Consider the following 17626-nt stretch of genomic DNA (forward strand, 5'->3'; position numbering starts at 1 on the left):
CGGACATCGCGCAGATGGCATCCGCGTCGGACGTCATTTTCGACGCGCTGCGCGAGGCCATCGCCAAGGGCGACATTGCCGAAGGCCAGACCCTTCGGCAGGACCACATCGCCCGCCTGTTCAACGTCAGCCGCATCCCGGTGCGCGAGGCGCTGACGCGTCTCGAGGAGCAGGGCCTGGTGTCGACGCAGCGCTACCGCGGCGCCGTGGTCACCACGCTCTCGACCGACGAGATCCGCGAGATCTTCGAATTCCGCGCCCTGCTGGAGCCGGAAATCCTGCGCTATTCGGTGGAGCGCATCTCGGACGAGGGGCTCGAGAACGCCAAGCGCTTCGCCGATGCATTCTCCACGGAGCCGGATTCCTCGCACTGGGGCGAGCTCAACCGCAGCTTCCACTATTCGCTCTACGAGCCGGCCGCGCGGCCCTACTACCTGCAGACCATCAGCGCCGCGCTGGACCGCGTCGACCGCTACCTGCGTGCCCAGCTCGTGCTGACCGACGGCATGGCGCGCGCGCGCCGCGAGCACCAGGGCATATTGGAAGCCTGCATCGCCCGCGACGCCGACGAGGCCGCCCGGCTCACCCGCGAGCACATTCTCGGCGCCAGTGTCTCGCTGATCGGCTTCCTTGAGCGCACGCGGGCGAAGGAGGCGGCGGGGGCTGAGCCTCACGCCGTGTGCGGCTCGCGTCCCGGACGCGGCAGGAGCGAGGAGATCGAGCAGCCGCAGGCCTCGGCCGGTGCGGGCTCGGCGGCCGGCACCAGCGGCAGCACCACGGTCGCGCGCAAGCCCCCATGGGCCCGGTTGTCCAGCCGGATCGAGCCGCCATGGGCGATCGCCACAGAACGGGCGGTGGCAAGGCCCAGGCCGACGCCGCCGGTCGCCCGGTTGCGCGAGGTCTCGTGGCGGTAGAACGGCTCGAACACGCGCTCCAGCTCGTCCGACGGCAGGCCGGGGCCGTCATCGTCCACGATGATGGTGACATGGCCGTCCTCGGCCGCCAGCCGCACGCGGGCACTGCCGCCATATTTGGCGGCGTTGCCGATGACATTGGCGAACAGGCTCTTCAGCCCGAGCCCGTCGCCGGTGACCACGACGTCATCGCCGTCCTCGACGCTGACGTCATGGCCGAGATCGGCCAGCTCGTCGGCGATGCTGAGCACCAGCGAGCGCAGGTCGTGGCGCTCGCGCGGCCGCTCGCTCTGCACGCTGCGCACATAGGAGAGCACGGCGGCGAGCATCGCCTTCATCTCGTCTATGTCCTCGCGCGCCTTGCCGGCGAGGGTGGGCGGGGCCTCCTCCAGCCGGAAGGCGAGGCGCATCAGCGGCGTGCGCAGGTCGTGGGCGATGGCGCCCATCATCATCACCCGGTCGTCGACATAGCGGTTGAGACGGCGCTGCATGTCGTTGAAGGCGCTGGCCGCGGCGGCGATCTCCTTCGGGCCGCTGGTGTCGATGGGCGGCGCTCCGGGATTGCGGCCGAGCTCCTCGGCGGCGGCGCCGAAGCGGCGGATCGGTTCGGCCAGCTTGTGGGCCACGAGATAGGCGCAGGGGATGGCGACGACGATGGTGCTGAGCAGCCAAAGCAGCGCCCGCTGCTTCCACAGCGCGTGCAGCGCGCCGGTCGGGCGGGCGACCAGCCAGGAACCGTCGCCCTGGCGCAGCCCGACCTTGAACAGGCCCTGGAACAGCGCCTTCTGCCCGTCGAAGCTCGAGGCTTCGAGGCTGGCGAACTTCAAGATCACGCTGCCGTCGAGCAGCCCCTTGTCCTGGCGCGGCGTATCCGGCGCCGCGCCGGCTACCTCGACGCGCACCTGCTCCGGCGGCACGCCGAAATAGGTCGCGAGCTGGTCGCGGATGGGCACCAGCGCCGGATGCTGCGGGCGCATCTCGCTGTCCTGGAAGCGGCGCAGGCTGAAATCGGTGCCGGCATCCTCGCCCTTGAGCGCGGCGGCGAACTGGGCGGCGGAATAGGTCTCCTCCGACGGCGGCGGCACCAGCACCACCAGCGCGAGGTTGATGAGCTGCACGGCGGCGACGACGATGATGAGCAGAATGCTCATCCGGGCGGCGAGCGGCGCCCGGCGCAGGACGGGGAAGCGCGCGCCCATCATAGCTTCTGCACCGCCGGCACGAACATGTAGCCCTCGTTGCGGATGGTGCGGATGAGGTCGCTGTCGGCGCGAAGCTTGCGTCGCAGTCGGCTGACCTGCACGTCGACGGCGCGGTCGAGCGCCTCCGAATCCGGCCCGCGCGCGGCTTCAAGCAGCTGGTCGCGGGTGAGCACGCGGCGGGGGCGCTGCACGAAGCTGCGCAGCACGGCGAACTCGCCGTCGGTGAGGTGCACCAGTGCGCCGGCGCCGTCGCGCAGCTCATAGGCGGCGAAATCGACGGTCCAGCCGAGGAAGCGGTAGCGGGCGCGGCTGTCGGTGTCCTCGTCGGCGCCGCGCCGGCGCAGCGTCGCCCGCACCACGGCGAGCAGCTCGCGCGGGTCGCAGGGCTTGCCGAGATAGTAGTCGGCGCCGAGTTCCAGCCCGACCACGCGGTCGGTCGGCTGGTCCATGGCGCTCAGCATCACTACCGGCGGACCGGCGCGTCCGGCGAGGCGCCGGCAGGCGGAGATGCCGTCTTCGCCGGGCATCAGCACGTCGAGGATGATGAGGTCGATCGCGTTGGCGGCGAGCGCCCGGTCCATGGCGCGGGTGTCGCGCGCCTCCAGCACCGAGAAGCCGTGCAGGCTCAGGCTCTCGCTGACCAGGCTGCGTATGCCGGCGTCGTCGTCGACGACCAGTATGGTGGGCGTCGCCATCGCTGTCCCTTGGCTGCCAATCCCTCCGTCGAGGGCCGGCAGTCAATCGGCCATTTGTTTCCGGCGGATTTCTGGCGGTTTCCTTGGCGTTCGTCAGAACCGCAGCGCCTCGCCCGGGCGGCGCGAGATGCGGTAGACGGTGGCCGGCGGCAGGTTGGCGAGCGTGCGCCCGACCTTCGTTGCCCGCAGCCCGAAGCGTTCCAATATCGGGCGCGGCACCGGGCAGACCGGGCCGTAGGTGAATTGGTAGAAGCCGCCCTCCTCGCGCAGATGGGCGAAGGCGCCCTTGAGGATGCGCACCACGGCGATCTGCGGGAAGGAGAGCAGCGGCAGGCCGCTGACCACGGCGCCGGCCCTCTCGGAGCCGAACAGCTCCATATTGGCGAGTTCGGCGGCGTTGATCTGCAGCACGCTTGCCTCCGGGTGGCGGCGCTTGAGCATGCGCGCGAAATCCGCGCCGAGCTCGATCAGTACCAGCCGGTCCTCCGGCACGCCGCGGGCGATCAGCGCCCGGGTGAAGGCGCCGGTGCCGGCGCCGAGCTCGATCACCGGCGCATCGGCGGGAGAGATGCCGCGGGTGATGATGTCGGCCAGGCTGCGGCCGGAAGGGGCGATGGCGCCAACCCGCAGCGGATCGCCCGCCCAGTTGGCGAGGAAGGATATCTGGTCGACGAAGCTAGTGGCGGTTCGGCTCATGGCGGCTCGGCTCATCTTTGATCAGTGCGGCGCCGCGGCGGCGTCGGCCGGCGTGCCGGCCTCGGCGAGAGTGCCGGCGCATTTGGGCGGGAACAGCGGGCCGGCCTCGTCGAGGCGGGCTTTCTGCGCCTCGGACAGCACCGCGCGCAGCGCATCGACGCTGGCGAGCAAGCGCGTGGCACGCTCGCCCGTGGCGATCACCGCGCCGGCCAGCGTGGCCGACTGGCTGAGCGCGTCGCCGTCGGTGAGGCCGGTGGCAGGTAGCTCGCGCCGTTCGGCCTCGGCCCCGACCGTCATTGCCTGCAGCGCGTCGGTGTAGTCGCGCCAGGCGTCGATCTGGGCCGGGCGGATGCCGACGAAGGTCTCGTAGGCGTCGAGCCGGCTCGCCAGCTCCAGCGGGCCGGGCAGGCGCGGGGCCAGGCAGATCGCGAGCTTGGTCTCGGCCGGCTCGCGCGGCCGGTCGTCCTTGCGCGCCTCGCCGGCACGATGGTTCTCGGGCTTGCCGGATTCGGCAGCGGGCACCGCTGTGGCCGCAAGCACGCCGAACAGCGCGGCCGCGATCAGGGCAGGGGTAATTCTCACGTCGGGTTACCTCCGTCGCATCGATTGCTGGAGATTTCCCATCCGTCGTTGTCCGCCATTGGTCCGAATATGTCCGGCATGTTTCCACCTGTCGCGCGACCTGCGACAGGCGGAGAAATGAACGGAAACATTTCGACGTGCGCAGGAAATCTTGGTCGCGCAGAGTGCCGGCGGCCCGGTCGGCGGGCGGCGCGGCTTCCGCCCCCCAGCCGAGCGTGACGTTTCGTCGGCCGGGCTCCTGCCGCTACCAGACCATCGGCACGAAACGGTAGCGCACCCGCGCGGCATAGGCGTCGTAGCCAGGCAGGCCGACGCGCAGCGCCTCCTCCTCATGCACCGCGCGCCAGGCGACGCCGAGGACGAACGGCACGGCGAGCAGCAGGCCCCACCAGGAGCCGAGGATCAGCGGCAGGCTGATGAAGAACAAGAGCGCGCTGGTATACATGGGGTGGCGGACATAGGCGTAGGGGCCGGTGTCGATGACCTTCTGGCCCTCCTGGATCTTCACCACCGGCGCGGCGAAGGCGTTCTCGCGAAAGGTCCACCAGACGCCGGCCATGTAGGCGAGCGCGATCAGGAATCCGACCACCTGCAGCCAGGCCGGCATGGCGATGAAGCGGGTACGGCCGGCATCCCAGGCCATGAAGACCAGCCAGGCCAGGAAGGCGAGCATGAAGGCGGTGAGCCAGACCTTGTCCCACCCCTTCTGTTCGCGCTGCCAGGGCGCGGACATGCGTTCGCGCAGCAGCGAGGGGCTGTATTTTCCCAACCACAGCACCATGGCGAGGCCGCCGACCGCGAACAGCACGATGAAGGCCCAGCCGCCGGGATAGTCGAGCGTTCCCGCCGGCAGCAGCACCAGCGCTGCCATGAAGACGGTCCAGGCCATGCACTGGAGGAGATAGGAGACCATGAGGCGCCTCAATCGGTCACGGGCCGGGCGAGCCAGCCGACATAGGTGAGGTAGAGCCCGGCCACGACCAGCAGGCCGAAGATCAGCCGCACGGTCATGGCCGCGCCGGCCGAGGCCATGGCCGCCTGCTCGAACAGGGTGGGCGCGGCGAGCACCGCGACGGCGCGCAGCACCAGCAGCCAGCCGAGGGCCGAGATGATGACGGCGGCGAGGCCCGACCAATAGGGATGGAAGGCGATGATCAGCAAGCCGCCGAACAGCATCAGGCCGCCGGCGAGCCAGACCAGCGCAGGATTGGCGAAGAAGGCGGCGGCGATGGTGCCCATCTCCGGCTCGCGCAGCATGACGAGGCCGGGAATGATGACGAGCCAGGGGCCGATCACGCGGGAGAAGGCGCGGGTGCGCGCCGCGGCTGTGTCGGACGACGTGGTGGACATGGACTGTCCTCCATGAACACGTTTCCATGGACGTGTTTATGAAAGGCAGTATATTCGAGATATGCAGAATAAAGCAAATCACGAGCCGACGACCGCCGAGCGCCGCTTCATCGAGGATACGGCACGGCTGCTGGTGCCCTGGGGGGTGCCGCAAACGGCGGCGCGGCTCTACGGCTTCCTGCTCATCCATGCAAAGCCGGTGAGCCTCGATGCCATCGCCGAGGGGCTGGAGATCAGCAAGAGCAGCGCCAGCGTCGCCGCCCGGCTGCTGGAGAAATACACGTTGGCACATCGCCACGGCGTGCGCGGCAGCAAGCGGGCGCTCTACGGCGTGTCCGACAATTACGCGGCCATGCTGGCCGAGCAGAACCGCCTCCTCGACGCGCTGGCCGCGCTGATGCGCTCCGGTGCGCGCGGTGTCCGGTCAGAAGGCGCGCGCGATCGCCTCACCGAGATGGCCGATTTCTATGCGGCGATACGCCAGGGCATGGAGGCGACGCTGGCCCGCCTGCGGGCGAAGGAGTAGCCGGCGAGGCTCCGCCCGCCTGTCTCCGGCTAGACCTTCAGGAACGACAGCAGCGTCCGCACCGCGCAGGCGAAGTCCTCGATCCGCATGGCTTCAAACGGGTTGTGGCTGCCGTTCTGGTTGCGCACGAAGATGAGGCTCGCCGGCACGCCGCGCCCGGCGAAGGTTGCGGTGTCGTGGCCGGCGCCGCTCGGCATCTCGATGGCGCGGATGCCCTCGCAGGCCGCCGCCGCCTTCAGCCCGGCACGCTGGCCGGCATCGAGCACGGCGGGCGTGCTGCCGGACTGCTCGCCGAAGTCGAAGCGCACGCCGCGCCGCTGCTCGATGATGGCGGCATGGGCGAAAAGCTCGGCATGGATGCGCTCCAGCACCATTGGGCTCTCGCTGCGCACGTCCAAGCAGAAGCCGACCTCGCCCGGCACCTTGGAGAAGGCATGCTGGGTCGGGTCGGTGCCGACCTCGCCGAAGGTGATGGTGGCGCGTTCCCCGTCGCGCTCCAGCCCGTCCCATGTGGTCTCCAGCGCGGCGACGAGATCGGCGAAGCCGATCACCGCGTCCTGCCTATAGGCGCGCGGCACGGCGCCGGAATGGCCGTACTGGCCGAGCACGCGGCCCTTGCGGTAGCGGAACGAGCCGGCAATACCGGTGACGAGGCCGATGGGCGCATCCTCGCGCTCCAGCACCGGCCCCTGCTCGATATGCACCTCGACGAAGCCGTGGATGCTGGCGGGGTCTAAATACGTTTCGCCGCGCGCCACCGCGTCGGGATTTAGGCCGAGGGCGGCCATGTGCTCGCGCAGCGTCAGGCCGGTGTCGGCGCGCCGCGTCTCCAGCGCGTCGGCCGGCAGGAGGCCGAAGGCGGCGCGGCTGCCGAGATAGGAGACCGGGAACCAGGTGCTCTCCTCGGCGCGGATGACCATGATGGTGAGGTTGCGCGTGAGCCGCCGGCCTTCCGTGCGCAGCGCATGCACCAGGGCGAGCCCGGCGAACACACCGGCGGCGCCGTCGTAATTGCCGCCATGCGGCACGCTGTCGATATGCGAGCCGATGATCCAGCTGGGCAGCGTCGGATCCTCGCCCTCCAGCGTCAGATAGAGATTGCCGGCGGCGTCGACGGCTTCGTTTAGGCCGAGTTCGCGGCCGACGCGCCGGACCACCGCATGGGCGAACTCCTCGCCCTCGCCATAGGCGGCGCGGGTGATGCCTGGCTCGTCGGTGGTGTGGGCGCGCAGCTCCTCGAAGAGCTGCTCGGTGAGGGCGATGGCCTTGGCGAGCGGGCTCATGCGCCGGCCTCCGCGATCGCCGCGATCGGCCAGACCTCGGGATTGACGAGATGGGCCGGGCGGCGGCCGGCAAGGACGTCGTTCACCTGCTCGGCGAGGGCGACCGCCGTGCGCCTCAGCGCGGCCTGCGTCGAGCCGCCGACATGCGGGCTGAGCACCACATTGTCGAAGCCGATGAGCGGCGACGAGGGCGGCATCGGCTCGGTCTCGAACACGTCGAGCCCGGCGCCGGCGATGCGACCCTCGCGCAGTGCCTCGACGAGCGCCGCCTCGTCGATGATCGTGCCGCGCGCGGTGTTGATGAGGTAGGCGGTGTCCTTCATGCGGGCGAGCTCAGGTGCGCCGATCAGATGGCGCGTCTGCGCCCCGCCCGGCAGGTGCAACGAGACGATGTCGGCCCGTGCCAGCAGCTCGTTCAGGTCGGCGACATGGGTGAAGCCGGCCGCCGCGACCGCGGGATCGTCCGGGCGGCGGGTCCAGACGATCACCTCCATGCCGAGCGCGCGGGCGAGGCGCCCGGTCTCGCGGCCGATGGCGCCGAAGCCGACGAGGCCGAAGACGGCACCGTCGAGCTCGATCATCCGCGCGCGGTACTTGAACGAGCCGTCGCTGGCGCGGGCGGCACGCTCGCCGGGGCCGAGCGCCTTGGCGAGATGGAACGCCAGCGCCAGCGCGTGCTCGGCCACCGAGCGGGCATTGGCGCCGGGCGTGTTCACCACCGGGATGCCGCGCGCGGTGGCGGCGGCGATGTCGACATTGTCGACGCCGGCACCGTGCACGCCGATCACCTTGAGATCGGGTGCCGCGTCCATCAGCGGCCCGTCGACGCGCGCATCGCGGGTCAGCACGGCGCGGGCGGGGGCGATCTCCGCGAGCAGCGCCCCAGGCTCCAGCGAGGTAGCGAGGCGGACCTCGTGGCCGGCGGCGAGAAGATGCTCGACGCCGGCGTCGTGGATGCGCTGGAGGATGAGGCAGAGCGAGCTCACGACAGAGCCTTCGTTAAATGCTGCGGATGGCGCCGCCGTCGACGCGCAGCGTCGAGCCGGTGACGTAGCTGGCCCTCTCGCTGGCGAGGAAGGCCACCACGTCGGCGAATTCCTGCGGCGTGCCGTAGCGCCCCATCGGAATGGTCGCGCGCGAGGCGGCCGACACCTGGTCGACGCTCTGGCCGCTGCGGGCGGCGTTGGCGGCGTCGATCTGGTCGGTGCGCTGGGTATGGATGCGCCCCGGAAGCACCGAGTTCACCGTCACCCCGTCCGCCGCCACCTCCGCGGCCAGCGTCTTGGCCCAGCCGATGATGGAGGCGCGCAGCGCGTTGGAGATGCCGAGGTTCGGGATCGGCTGGGTGACACCGGAGGAGGCGATGTTGACGATGCGGCCGAACTTCCTCGCCCGCATGCCCGGCAGCAGCCGCGAGGTGACGAGGAAGATGGCGCTCACCATCGTCTCGAACTGCGCGCTCCATACGTCCGGCGTCACGGCCGCGACCGGGCCGGGCGGCGGGCCGCCGGAATTGTTGACGAGGATGTCGATCGTCTCGCCTTCGAGCACATCGAGCGCGGCCAGCACCGAGGCGCGGTCGCCCAGATCCAGCTTCTGGATGCGCGCCTCGCCGCCGTCCTTACGGATGGCGGCGGCTTCTTCCTCCAGCGCCGCCTCGTTGCGGCCGGCGAGGATCACCGCCGCGCCTTCCTTGGCGAGCGTGCGGGCGATGGCGTTGCCGAGGCCGCGATTGGCGCCGAGCACCAGCGCGGTGCGGCCCTTCAGTCCGAGATCCATGTCAGCGTCTCCCGATCAGCCGTGCAGCTTGGCGGTGAGGCGGCTCATCAGCTCGCCCAGTTCCTGATGGTCGCGGGCGGTGAGCTTCGGGCCGGGATGGCGGGTGTCCGAGCAGGCGATGATACCGCGGCGCTTCAGCACCTCCTTGCGGATGGCGAGGCCGAAGCCGAGCTGCTGCTCGTGGCGCAGGATCGGCAAATAGGTGTCGAACAGGTCCTCAGCGCCCTCGAGGTCGCCGGCATGGAACTTCTCGACCACGCCGACCAGCATCTCGGGATAAGCGAAGCCGGTCATGGCGCCGTCGACGCCGCGGCGCAGTTCCTGCGGCAGATAGAGCCCGCCATTGCCGACGAGGATGGAGACGCGCCGGCCCTCGCCCTTGTCGGAGCGCTCGCGCATCTTGGTGATCTTCGGCAGGCCGGAGCCTTCCTCATGCTTGAGCATCACGAAGTTCGGGAAGGCGTCGATCAGGCGATGCAGAACCGAGACCGAGCTCACCGTGTTGCTGGTCTGCGGATAGTCCTGGTAGCAGACCGGGATGTCCGGCCCGAGGCGGGTCAGCACTTCCGCCCAGTAGCCGAAGACCTGGTCGTCGGTCTTCAGGAAGGGCTGCGGCGCGATCATCAGGCCGGCGGCGCCGAGATCCATCGCCTGCCTGGCGAAGCGCACGAGGTTGTCGGTGCCGGGGTTGGAGGCGCCGACCACGACGGGCTTGCGGCCGTCAACACGCTTCATCACGTGCTCGAGGAAGGCGCGCGACTCCGTCGGGGCGAGCTTGGAGGCTTCGCCGAGCACGCCGAGGATGGTCATGCCGGTCACGCCGGTCTCGAAATAGAAATCGATCAGCGAATCCGTGCTGGCGAAATCGACCTCGCCCGTCTGCGTGAAGGGCGTCGGTGCGATGATGTACACGCCGCGCGTGGTCTCGTTGATCTTCTCAGCCATGGTCGTTCCTCAGATGGCGCGGAGCTTCTCGATGATGCTCAGCTTTACGTTCTCGATATGGGCGTAGAGGCCGGCGCGGGCGGCCTCGCGGTCCTCCCGGCGCAGCGCGTCGATGATGGAAAGATGTTCGCGATGGCCGATCTCGAAGCGCTCGGGCACGCGGTCCATGTTGAACATGTGCGTCTTCAGCCGCAGGTCGTGGATGTGCTTTGCGAGCACCGCATTGCCGCTGCGGGCGGCTATCATGGAGTGGAAGCGGCAGTCGACCTCCCAATCCTTCTCGGCGTTCGGCGCGGGAGCGGCGAGCAAAGCGCGGATCTCGGCCTCGACCTCGTCGAGCTCGGCGACGGGAATGCGCCCGGTGGCGAGGCGCGCGCCTTCGGTCTCCAGGATCTGGCGCACATGCAGCGTCTCGATCAGCTCGCGAGTGGAGAACTCCTTCACCACCAGCACGCCGCCGGGCTTGCGGGTGATGAAGCCTTCGCTCTCCAAGCGGTTGAGCGCGTCGCGCACCGGGGTGCGGGAGATGGCGAGCGCCTCGGCGAGGCGGCGTTCCTGCAGCACCGAGCCGACCGGAATCTCGCGCTTGATCAGCTGGTCCAGCAGCGCGTTGTAGGCCATCTGGCTGAGGCTTTCCTCGCGCTCTTCGAGCGGGTCGGCCACAGCCTTGCGTCGGACGGGAACGGACATTCGAAACTCTGCGGCCGGGGCTCAAAGCGAGATGGCGTCCGGCCGCGGGGTACGCGGCCGGACGGGCGGAACGATCAGAAGATCGTCTTGATCGGATCCTTGGGAGCGGGCGAGTAGCCGATCAGGGGGGTGGTGAGCTTGGCATAGGTGCCGTCGGCGATCATGTCCGCCAGCGCCTTGTTCACCGCCTTGACCAGGTTCGGCTTGCCCTTCTTGAAGGGGAAGCCCTTCTGGATGTGGCTGAGATAGTCGTCGACCATCACCAGCGGCAGCTTGGACGCCTCGATGGCGTAGGCAGCGGCGATCGAATCGGTGATCACCGCGTCGATCTGGCCGTTCACCAGATCCTGGATGGCATCGGATTCGGCCTTGTAGGCCTTCACCGTCGCGCCGCGCTCCTCGGCCAGCTTCTGCCAGGTGGAGGAGACCAGCACGCCGACCGTCTTGCCCTTGATGTCGGCGGGCGTTTTGATCGGCGAGCCCTTCTGGGTGACGACGCGGCCGCCCGATTCCAGCCAGCCATCGGCGAACATCACCTGCTTCTGGCGCTCGGCGGTAATATCCATGGCAGCGGAGGCGAAGTCGTACTGGTCGGCGGCGAGGCCGACGAGCAGCGCCTCCCATTTGATGACGACCGGCTCATAGGTGAGGTTCAGCCGCCGCGCGATCTCCTTGGCGACGCGGATTTCCAGCCCGTCGAGCTGGCCATCCGGCGTGCGCATGGAGAAGGGCGGGTAGGTGCCTTCGGTGGCGACGAGCAGCGCGCCGGGCTTGACGAGTTCGAGCTGCTGGGCGTTCGCCGGGGCCGAGAGCCCGCCGGTGACGAGGCCGCCGACGAGAGCGGCGGCAAGCACGGGAAGAAGATTCAGACGCATCGTTTTATCCCCTCTGTCGTCTGCTGGTCCTTGGTCTTCAACGGGGCCGCCGGGGGGCGGCTCCGGTCCGCTCTTGAAAGGTGCGCGCCGCGCCGCCTTCAGGATTCCGTACTCGCCTTGAGCGCCAGAAGCTCGGCCATGACCGTGGCGGCGAGCAGCGCCGAGATCTGGCTGGAGCCGTCATAGGGCGGGCAGAGCTCGACCACGTCGGCGCCGACGAGGTTGACGCCTTCGATCCGTCGCAGGAGGTCCAGCGCCTCGCGCGCGCTGGGGCCGCCGGCCTCCGGCGTCTCCACCGCGGGCGCATAGGCCGGGTCGACGAAGTCGAGGTCGAAGGTGAGGTAGGCCGGGTGGCTGCCGGTGCGCTCCGCGATGCGGGCGGCGAGCGCCGGGATGCCCATCTCGAACATGCCATCGGTGGTGACGACCTCGAAGCCGAGCTCGACCGACTGGCTGACATCGTCCGGCTTGAACAGCGAACCGCGCAGGCCGATTTGGATCGAGCGCGCGGGGTCGACGATGCCTTCCTCCACCGCGCGGCGGAACGGCGTGCCGGCGCTGTAGCGCTGCCCGGCGAAGTACTTGTCCCAGGTGTCGGAGTGGGAATCGAACTGGATCAGCGCCAGCGGCCCGTGCTTGGCGGCGACCGCGCGCAGCCCCGCCAGCGTCACCGAATGATCGCCACCGATGCCGAAGGGCGTGACGCCGGCATCGACCACGGCGCGCACCGCCAGCTCCAGCCGCTCCAGCGACTCGATCTCATAGCCGGGCACGACCGCCGCGTCTCCGGCATCGGCGCAGGCGAGGCGCTCGAAGACGTTGATGTTCCGGTACGGGTTGATCGGCCGCAGCATGATCGACATGGCGCGCACGGCATTGGGCGCGAAGCGCGCGCCGGTGCGGAAGGGCGCACCGGAATCCGAGGGCAGGCCGATGATCGCCGCGTCGAGGCCCTTCAGCGTCGTCGCCTGCGGCAGGCGCATGAAGGTCGGCACGCCGCAGAAACGCGGGGTTTCCAGCGAGTCGATGGGCAGGACGCTCATCTTGTCTTCCTCTTACAGCGAGCGGGCGTAGTGCCGCTCGGCATGCGCTGCCGCCTGCGAGATGAGCGAGGTCATCACCAGGTAGATGAGCGCGGTCGCGATGTAGAATTCGAAGGGGCGGAACGTCGTGGCGATGATGGTCTGCGAGTAGAGCGTCAGCTCGACCACGGTGATGGTGGAGAGCAGCGAGGTGTTCTTCACCATGGTGATCGCCTCGTTGGTCACGGGCGGAAGGATCACGCGGAAGACCTGCGGCAGGATGATGCGGGTCATCATCTGCCAGCGACCCATGCCGAGCGCCTGCGCCGATTCCGTCTGCCCCTTGGGAATGGCGGAGAGGCCGGCGCGCACGATCTCGGCGACATAGGCGCCGCCATTGAAGCCGAGCGCGACCACGCCGGCGACGAAGGGCGAGAGCCGAAGCCCCAGCTGCGGCAGGCCGAAATAGATGATGAAGATCTGGATCAACGTCGGCGTGCCGCGGATGAACCAGATGTAGAATTCGCTCGCCTTGCGCAGCGCGGCGAAGCGCGACACCTTGCCGAGCGCGGCGATCAGCCCGCAGCCCCAGCTCACCAATATGGCCAGCAGCGAGAGCACCAGCACCAGCCAGCTCGCGGCGAGGAAGCCGGGCACATAGGGGGCGAAGCCTTCCCACCAGACGGCGATCTTCTCGATCATGATGCGGCCCCTTCGGTGAGCGGCGCGGCGTGATAGGCATCCTCGTGCAGCACGCGGCGCAGGAACTGCTGCAGCCGCTCGCTCCTGGGTTGGCGCAGCACCTCGCGCGGGTGCCCGTCCTCGGCGATGACGCCCTGGTCGAAGAAGATCACCCGGTTGGAGACCTCGCGGGCGAAGCCGATCTCGTGGGTGACCAGCAGCATGGTCATGCCCTCGGCAGCGAGGCTCGCCATCAGCGAGAGCACCTCGCCGACCAGCTCCGGATCGAGCGCCGAGGTGACCTCGTCGAACAGCATCAGTTTGGGTTGCATGGCGAGCGCGCGCACGATGGCGACGCGTTGCTGCTGGCCGCCGGAGAGCTTGGAGGGATAGGCGTGGCGCTTCTCAGCGAGGCCGATGCGGGCGAGCAGCGCCTCGGCCTTGTCGCGCGCCTCGGCGGGCGTCTCGCCCTTCACCCGGATCGGTGCCTCGATGACGTTCTCCAGCACGGTCATGTGCGGCCAGAGATTGTAGCTCTGGAACACCATGCCGATGCGGGCGCGCAATTCGCGCAGCTGCGCTGCGGTCGGCTGGAGGCGGGCGCCCTGCTCGTAGTCGAAGTGGAAGCCGCCGAAATCCATCGTGCCGCCGGTGGGCTTCTCCAGCACGTTGATGCAGCGCAGGAAGGTGCTCTTGCCCGAGCCCGAGGCGCCGATGATCGAGACCACCTCGCCGGCATGCACGTCGAGGGACACGCCCTTCAGCACCTCATGGGCGCCGAAGCTCTTGCGCAAATCGCGGATGCGGATCAGCGGCTCGCCGTCCATCAGGCGGCCTCGCGGATGGGGGAATAGATGTCGATCAGGCAGTCGCGCGGCGTGCGGTCCTCGCCATTGATCGGGGTGATGTCCTGCGGGCAGCAGGAGAAGGCCATGACGATGTTATCCTCGGCCTCGATGACGACATAGGAGCCGGGCGCGGAGGCCGGCAGCAGCCGGTCGAGCGAGCCGTCGGCGCGCACGGCGACGCACATGAACAGGTTCACCGAGGCCGGGGTGAAGGGCAGATTGATGCCGAGCTCGGCCAGCCCTTCGTGCAGATTATCCGCGCAGGAGCGGTGATGGCCCTCAGCGCCGAGCTGGCGGTAGAGAGCGGCATTGCAGGGGCAAAGCAGCGTGTCGTGCTTGCCCGAGGAGGTGTCCTCGACGATCGAGGCCAGCGGCCGGCGCTTGGTGCTGACGACCGGCGTGTCCTTCGTCACATGGATCGTCGAATGGAACGAGCGGAAATGGTCCATCGAGGTGAATTCGTAGATGTCGCGCTCGGCGAAGGCCCAGAAGTCGACCGCCTGGGTGCCGTGAGGATTGGTCAGCTTGAGCCGCTGCCCCGCCTTCATCTTGACCGCCCAGCCGCGGCCGGCGGGCAGGACCAGGCTGTCGTCGAGACGGTAATCCATCGCTTTCCTCGAACCCTGCGGATCGGTCGCCCGGCGCCCGCTGCCCTCCGAAAACTGGGCCCGCTTGCGCCATCTCTTCGGTAATCGCCTGATCTTTCTTGGTATACCCTTGGAATTCAAGTGGCATTTTTGTTCAGCCTCTGCTCAATTCCTGGGCGGAAACCCTCGAGTGGCGGGGAGACGAGGTGAGGGCGGCAGCGAAGGCTTCGGGCTGGCGCGGGGTGCCCGCCTGCTGCAAAGATCGGCCGGCACACGGTTTTCCCGCCGCCGGGAAGCGAGGAGCGCAGGAGAGCCGGCGCGCTTGGCACATATCTGGAAACGAAGCCCGCCATGCTGCGTGAAGTGACGGAAGAATGTGCATGAAGACCGGGCCGGCTCCCGCCCCCCGCCTGCTCGACGCCGGGGAGAGCGGCCTCGTCGTCGAGTTCGGCGACGCCATCGACGAGACCATCAATCGGCAGGTGATCGCCCTGGCGGATGCGCTGGCGGCGCGCGAGCTTGCCGGCGTGCGCGAGGTGGTGCCGACCTATCGCTCGCTGCTGGTGCTGTTCGACCCGCTAGTGCTGGCGCGCGAGGACCTGCGCGAAGAGGTGCTGGCGCTCTGGCCGCCGCCGGCGGATGCCGGCGAGGCCCACGGCATCTGGCGCGTGCCGGTGCTCTATGGCGGCGAGCATGGCGTCGACCTCGAGCATGTCGCGCATGTGCACGGTCTCACCACGCAGGAGGTGATCGACCTGCACAGCGGCGCCGACTATCGCGTCTACATGATCGGCTTCGCGCCGGGCTTCGCCTATCTCGGCGGCCTGCCGGAGGCGGTCCACACCAGCCGGCGTACCGGCCCGCGGATGGGAACGCCGCCGCGTAGCGTCTCCATCGGCGGCAAGCAGACGGCCGTCTCGCCGCCGCTGTCGATTCCCTCGGCCTGGCACCTGCTCGGCCAGACGCCGGTGCGCTCCTATGATCCTGCGCGCGCCGAGCGTCCGTTCCTGTTCGCGGCGGGCGACACCATCCGTTTCGTGCCCATAAAGGCGGGGGAATATGAGCGCCTGTGCCGAGCGGCCGAGGCGGGCGAGATCGTCGCCGAATGGGAGCCAGCGTGATGGCGGCGCATCTCGTCATCGACCGGCCGGGCCTGTTCTCCAGCCTGCAGGACTTCGGCCGCTTCGGCTATCAGCGCTTCGGCATCTCCGCTTCCGGTGCGATGGACAGCCTCGCCTTGCTGGCGGCGAACCTCCTCGTCGGCAATGCGCGCGGGGAGGCTGCCATCGAGCTGACCATGCTCGGCCTTTCGGCGACGGTCGAAGGCGGCCCGCTGCGTATGGCTCTGGCGGGCGCCGACATGCCGTTCTCCATCAACGGCGCCGCTGCCGAGGGCTGGCGTGCTTATGAGCTTACCCCCGGCGACCGTATCGACATCGGCGCCGCCCGTGCCGGCATGCGCGGCTATCTCGCGATTGCCGGCGGCTTCGATATCGCGCCGACATTCGGCAGTCTCTCCACCCACTCCCGTTCCGCGATCGGCGGGCTGGAGGGGCGGGCCTTGCGCACCGGCGACCGGCTCCCCGTCCGCGGCGCGGCAGCCGGGCCGCTATTGACGTTGGCACGGGCTCATCGCCCGCGCGGCGAGGGGGCGGTCCGCGTCGTGCTCGGCCCGCAGGACGACCTCTTCACCGCGAAGGGCATCGAGACCTTCCTGTCGTCCGACTACCGCGTGACCGACAAGGCCGACCGCATGGGCGCCCAGTTTGACGGGCCGGAGATCGAGCATGCCGACGACTTCAACATCGTCTCGGACGGCATCATGAACGGCTCCGTCCAGGTGCCGGGCAACGGCCGGCCGCTGGTGCTGCTCGCCGACCGACAGACTACCGGCGGCTACCCGAAGATCGCCACCGTGATCGGCCCGGACCTCTGGCGCCTCGGCCAAGCCCGCCCCGGCGACATACTGCGCTTTGCCGCCATCTCGCCCGAGGCGGCGCAGGCGGCGGCGCTGGCGCATGAGAAAGCCATCATGACCATGGCCGGGCAGATGACGGAGGTCATCCGCCCCGGCGCCGCGCTCACCAGCGAATGGCTGCTGACCCACAACCTGATCGACGGCATATGCTCGGCGACCGATCCCGAGCTTTCCTTCTGACCGGAGCGTTCCCATGAAGACGATCGACCTCAATTGCGACATGGGCGAGGGCTTCGGCGTCTATTCGCTCGGCGACGATAAGGCGATGCTCGATATCGTCACTTCCGCCAACATCGCCTGCGGCTTCCATGCCGGCGACCCGCTGGTGATGGCGGACACGCTCGCGAGCGCGAAGGCGCGCGGGGTGGGTTGCGGCGCGCATCCGAGCTTCATGGACCTGTGGGGCTTCGGCCGGCGGCCCATCCTCGGCCAGAGCGTCGGAGAGATCGAGAAGCAACTCATCTACCAGATCGGCGCGCTGCAGGCGCTCGCCCATGCCCAGGGCTTCAAGCTCGCCCATGTGAAGACGCATGGTTCGCTCGGCAACATGGCGAACGAGGACATTGAGCTGGCGCGGGCGGTGGCGCGGGCGATCAAGGCGGTGGACCCCGGCTTCATCTTCATCGTCATGCCCGGCCTGCCGACCGAACGGGCGGGCGAGGAGATGGGGCTGAAGGTTGCGCGCGAGATCTATGCCGACCGCGCCTATGCCGACAATGGCAACCTCGCCTCGCGCAAGCTGCCCGGTGCCGTGCTGCACGACGCGGAAGCCGCGGCAGAGCGCGTGCTGCGCATCGTCGAAAGCGGCGAGGTGGTCTCGATCAGCGGCGCGCGCATCCCCGTGCGCGCCGACACGGTGTGCGTCCACGGCGACACCGCCGATGCCGTGGCCATGGCGCGCGCCGTGAGGACCCGGCTCGAAGGCGCCGGCTATGGCGTCCGGCCGATGGCGGAGTGGCTATAGGGCACCGTC

20 protein-coding genes and 1 pseudogene are annotated in these 17626 nt (G+C 69.2%); 5 read left to right on the plus strand and 16 right to left on the minus strand.

The genetic code is table 11. The features are described from left to right. Nucleotides 1–14 precede the first annotated feature (14 nt). Nucleotides 15–587: pseudogene (locus SNOV_RS22785) on the plus strand (GntR family transcriptional regulator); the annotation flags it as partial. Between the two features lie 83 nt (nucleotides 588–670). On the opposite strand, the gene SNOV_RS00840 reads toward SNOV_RS22785, so the two are convergent. The 6 genes from SNOV_RS00840 to SNOV_RS00865 all read right to left on the minus strand — a co-directional run bounded on the left by SNOV_RS00840 (nucleotide 671) and on the right by SNOV_RS00865 (nucleotide 5439). After that, nucleotides 671–2116 carry an ATP-binding protein gene (locus SNOV_RS00840; RefSeq protein ID WP_013165006.1) on the minus strand — a complete coding sequence of 482 codons (1446 nt, stop codon included), beginning with the start codon at nucleotides 2114–2116 and terminating at the stop codon, nucleotides 671–673. Beyond that, entirely contained in the window at nucleotides 2113–2811 is a 699-nt protein-coding gene (locus tag SNOV_RS00845) for a response regulator (protein ID WP_013165007.1), read from the minus strand. Before SNOV_RS00845 ends, SNOV_RS00840 begins: the two co-directional genes overlap by 4 nt. A gap of 93 nt (nucleotides 2812–2904) precedes the next feature. Continuing rightward, nucleotides 2905–3507, minus strand: coding sequence for a class I SAM-dependent methyltransferase (locus tag SNOV_RS00850; protein WP_013165008.1), 603 nt, complete (start codon nucleotides 3505–3507; stop codon nucleotides 2905–2907). Nucleotides 3508–3528: 21 nt separating this feature from the next. Then, the gene (locus SNOV_RS00855) at nucleotides 3529–4089 is read right to left on the minus strand and encodes a hypothetical protein (protein ID WP_013165009.1); all 561 of its coding nucleotides are present in this window, start codon (nucleotides 4087–4089) and stop codon (nucleotides 3529–3531) included. 244 nt (nucleotides 4090–4333) lie between these two features. Further along, nucleotides 4334–5002 (minus strand): methyltransferase family protein, encoded by a 669-nt coding sequence (locus SNOV_RS00860; protein ID WP_013165010.1) that lies wholly within the window; start codon nucleotides 5000–5002, stop codon nucleotides 4334–4336. Between the two features lie 8 nt (nucleotides 5003–5010). After that, a complete protein-coding gene (locus SNOV_RS00865; RefSeq protein ID WP_013165011.1) occupies nucleotides 5011–5439 on the minus strand; it encodes a hypothetical protein in 429 nt (142 codons plus the stop codon). A gap of 61 nt (nucleotides 5440–5500) precedes the next feature. On the opposite strand from SNOV_RS00865, the gene SNOV_RS00870 reads away from it, so the two are divergent. After that, the gene (locus tag SNOV_RS00870; RefSeq protein WP_013165012.1) at nucleotides 5501–5965 is read left to right on the plus strand and encodes a GbsR/MarR family transcriptional regulator; all 465 of its coding nucleotides are present in this window, start codon (nucleotides 5501–5503) and stop codon (nucleotides 5963–5965) included. 29 nt (nucleotides 5966–5994) lie between these two features. On the opposite strand, the gene SNOV_RS00875 is transcribed toward SNOV_RS00870, so the two are convergent. The 10 genes from SNOV_RS00875 to SNOV_RS00920 all read right to left on the minus strand — a co-directional run bounded on the left by SNOV_RS00875 (nucleotide 5995) and on the right by SNOV_RS00920 (nucleotide 14696). Further along, nucleotides 5995–7248: a Zn-dependent hydrolase gene (locus SNOV_RS00875; RefSeq protein ID WP_013165013.1), complete on the minus strand. Its 1254-nt coding sequence runs from the start codon at nucleotides 7246–7248 to the stop codon at nucleotides 5995–5997. Further along, nucleotides 7245–8234 carry a hydroxyacid dehydrogenase gene (locus tag SNOV_RS00880; protein WP_013165014.1) on the minus strand — a complete coding sequence of 330 codons (990 nt, stop codon included), beginning with the start codon at nucleotides 8232–8234 and terminating at the stop codon, nucleotides 7245–7247. Before SNOV_RS00880 ends, SNOV_RS00875 begins: the two co-directional genes overlap by 4 nt. Before the next feature lie 13 nt (nucleotides 8235–8247). After that, complete coding sequence (locus tag SNOV_RS00885; RefSeq protein WP_013165015.1) at nucleotides 8248–9027, minus strand: SDR family oxidoreductase; 780 nt, start codon at nucleotides 9025–9027, stop codon at nucleotides 8248–8250. A 15-nt stretch (nucleotides 9028–9042) separates the two neighbouring features. Continuing rightward, nucleotides 9043–9972: a dihydrodipicolinate synthase family protein gene (locus SNOV_RS00890; protein ID WP_013165016.1), complete on the minus strand. Its 930-nt coding sequence runs from the start codon at nucleotides 9970–9972 to the stop codon at nucleotides 9043–9045. Nucleotides 9973–9981: 9 nt separating this feature from the next. Then, a complete protein-coding gene (locus SNOV_RS00895) occupies nucleotides 9982–10662 on the minus strand; it encodes a GntR family transcriptional regulator (protein ID WP_013165017.1) in 681 nt (226 codons plus the stop codon). Between the two features lie 74 nt (nucleotides 10663–10736). Beyond that, complete coding sequence (locus tag SNOV_RS00900; RefSeq protein WP_013165018.1) at nucleotides 10737–11537, minus strand: transporter substrate-binding domain-containing protein; 801 nt, start codon at nucleotides 11535–11537, stop codon at nucleotides 10737–10739. A gap of 98 nt (nucleotides 11538–11635) precedes the next feature. After that, nucleotides 11636–12580 (minus strand): agmatinase, encoded by a 945-nt coding sequence (locus tag SNOV_RS00905; RefSeq protein WP_013165019.1) that lies wholly within the window; start codon nucleotides 12578–12580, stop codon nucleotides 11636–11638. 12 nt (nucleotides 12581–12592) lie between these two features. Beyond that, nucleotides 12593–13261 (minus strand): amino acid ABC transporter permease, encoded by a 669-nt coding sequence (locus SNOV_RS00910; protein ID WP_013165020.1) that lies wholly within the window; start codon nucleotides 13259–13261, stop codon nucleotides 12593–12595. After that, nucleotides 13258–14067: an amino acid ABC transporter ATP-binding protein gene (locus tag SNOV_RS00915; RefSeq protein ID WP_013165021.1), complete on the minus strand. Its 810-nt coding sequence runs from the start codon at nucleotides 14065–14067 to the stop codon at nucleotides 13258–13260. The genes SNOV_RS00910 and SNOV_RS00915 overlap by 4 nt, the downstream gene beginning before the upstream one ends. Further along, complete coding sequence (locus tag SNOV_RS00920) at nucleotides 14067–14696, minus strand: DUF1989 domain-containing protein (RefSeq protein ID WP_013165022.1); 630 nt, start codon at nucleotides 14694–14696, stop codon at nucleotides 14067–14069. Before SNOV_RS00920 ends, SNOV_RS00915 begins: the two co-directional genes overlap by 1 nt. A gap of 359 nt (nucleotides 14697–15055) precedes the next feature. Between SNOV_RS00920 and pxpB the strand changes: the two genes are divergently transcribed. From pxpB to SNOV_RS00935, 3 genes are read left to right on the plus strand one after another with little or no spacing between them, the layout of a single operon-like run. After that, nucleotides 15056–15796 carry a 5-oxoprolinase subunit PxpB gene (gene pxpB / locus SNOV_RS00925; protein ID WP_013165023.1) on the plus strand — a complete coding sequence of 247 codons (741 nt, stop codon included), beginning with the start codon at nucleotides 15056–15058 and terminating at the stop codon, nucleotides 15794–15796. After that, nucleotides 15796–16833 carry a 5-oxoprolinase subunit C family protein gene (locus tag SNOV_RS00930; RefSeq protein ID WP_013165024.1) on the plus strand — a complete coding sequence of 346 codons (1038 nt, stop codon included), beginning with the start codon at nucleotides 15796–15798 and terminating at the stop codon, nucleotides 16831–16833. The genes pxpB and SNOV_RS00930 overlap by 1 nt, the downstream gene beginning before the upstream one ends. A 13-nt stretch (nucleotides 16834–16846) precedes the next feature. Further along, nucleotides 16847–17617, plus strand: a complete 771-nt coding sequence (locus tag SNOV_RS00935) for a LamB/YcsF family protein (protein ID WP_013165025.1) — start codon at nucleotides 16847–16849, stop codon at nucleotides 17615–17617. Nucleotides 17618–17626: the final 9 nt, after the last annotated feature.

This window comes from Ancylobacter novellus DSM 506, from assembly GCF_000092925.1.
Taxonomy (GTDB): domain Bacteria; phylum Pseudomonadota; class Alphaproteobacteria; order Rhizobiales; family Xanthobacteraceae; genus Ancylobacter; species Ancylobacter novellus.

Bases quoted from the DNA above. Each gene is read 5' to 3' on its own strand.
- SNOV_RS00840 (WP_013165006.1), bottom strand. From the start codon at position 2,116: ATGATGGGCGCGCGCTTCCCCGTCCTGCGCCGGGCGCCGCTCGCCGCC.
- SNOV_RS00845 (WP_013165007.1), bottom strand. From the start codon at position 2,811: ATGGCGACGCCCACCATACTGGTCGTCGACGACGACGCCGGCATACGC.
- SNOV_RS00850 (WP_013165008.1), bottom strand. From the start codon at position 3,507: ATGAGCCGAACCGCCACTAGCTTCGTCGACCAGATATCCTTCCTCGCC.
- SNOV_RS00860 (WP_013165010.1), bottom strand. From the start codon at position 5,002: ATGGTCTCCTATCTCCTCCAGTGCATGGCCTGGACCGTCTTCATGGCA.
- SNOV_RS00865 (WP_013165011.1), bottom strand. From the start codon at position 5,439: ATGTCCACCACGTCGTCCGACACAGCCGCGGCGCGCACCCGCGCCTTC.
- SNOV_RS00870 (WP_013165012.1), top strand. From the start codon at position 5,501: ATGCAGAATAAAGCAAATCACGAGCCGACGACCGCCGAGCGCCGCTTC.
- SNOV_RS00875 (WP_013165013.1), bottom strand. From the start codon at position 7,248: ATGAGCCCGCTCGCCAAGGCCATCGCCCTCACCGAGCAGCTCTTCGAG.
- SNOV_RS00885 (WP_013165015.1), bottom strand. From the start codon at position 9,027: ATGGATCTCGGACTGAAGGGCCGCACCGCGCTGGTGCTCGGCGCCAAT.
- SNOV_RS00890 (WP_013165016.1), bottom strand. From the start codon at position 9,972: ATGGCTGAGAAGATCAACGAGACCACGCGCGGCGTGTACATCATCGCA.
- SNOV_RS00895 (WP_013165017.1), bottom strand. From the start codon at position 10,662: ATGTCCGTTCCCGTCCGACGCAAGGCTGTGGCCGACCCGCTCGAAGAG.
- SNOV_RS00900 (WP_013165018.1), bottom strand. From the start codon at position 11,537: ATGCGTCTGAATCTTCTTCCCGTGCTTGCCGCCGCTCTCGTCGGCGGC.
- SNOV_RS00905 (WP_013165019.1), bottom strand. From the start codon at position 12,580: ATGAGCGTCCTGCCCATCGACTCGCTGGAAACCCCGCGTTTCTGCGGC.
- SNOV_RS00910 (WP_013165020.1), bottom strand. From the start codon at position 13,261: ATGATCGAGAAGATCGCCGTCTGGTGGGAAGGCTTCGCCCCCTATGTG.
- SNOV_RS00915 (WP_013165021.1), bottom strand. From the start codon at position 14,067: ATGGACGGCGAGCCGCTGATCCGCATCCGCGATTTGCGCAAGAGCTTC.
- SNOV_RS00920 (WP_013165022.1), bottom strand. From the start codon at position 14,696: ATGGATTACCGTCTCGACGACAGCCTGGTCCTGCCCGCCGGCCGCGGC.
- pxpB (WP_013165023.1), top strand. From the start codon at position 15,056: ATGAAGACCGGGCCGGCTCCCGCCCCCCGCCTGCTCGACGCCGGGGAG.
- SNOV_RS00930 (WP_013165024.1), top strand. From the start codon at position 15,796: ATGGCGGCGCATCTCGTCATCGACCGGCCGGGCCTGTTCTCCAGCCTG.
- SNOV_RS00935 (WP_013165025.1), top strand. From the start codon at position 16,847: ATGAAGACGATCGACCTCAATTGCGACATGGGCGAGGGCTTCGGCGTC.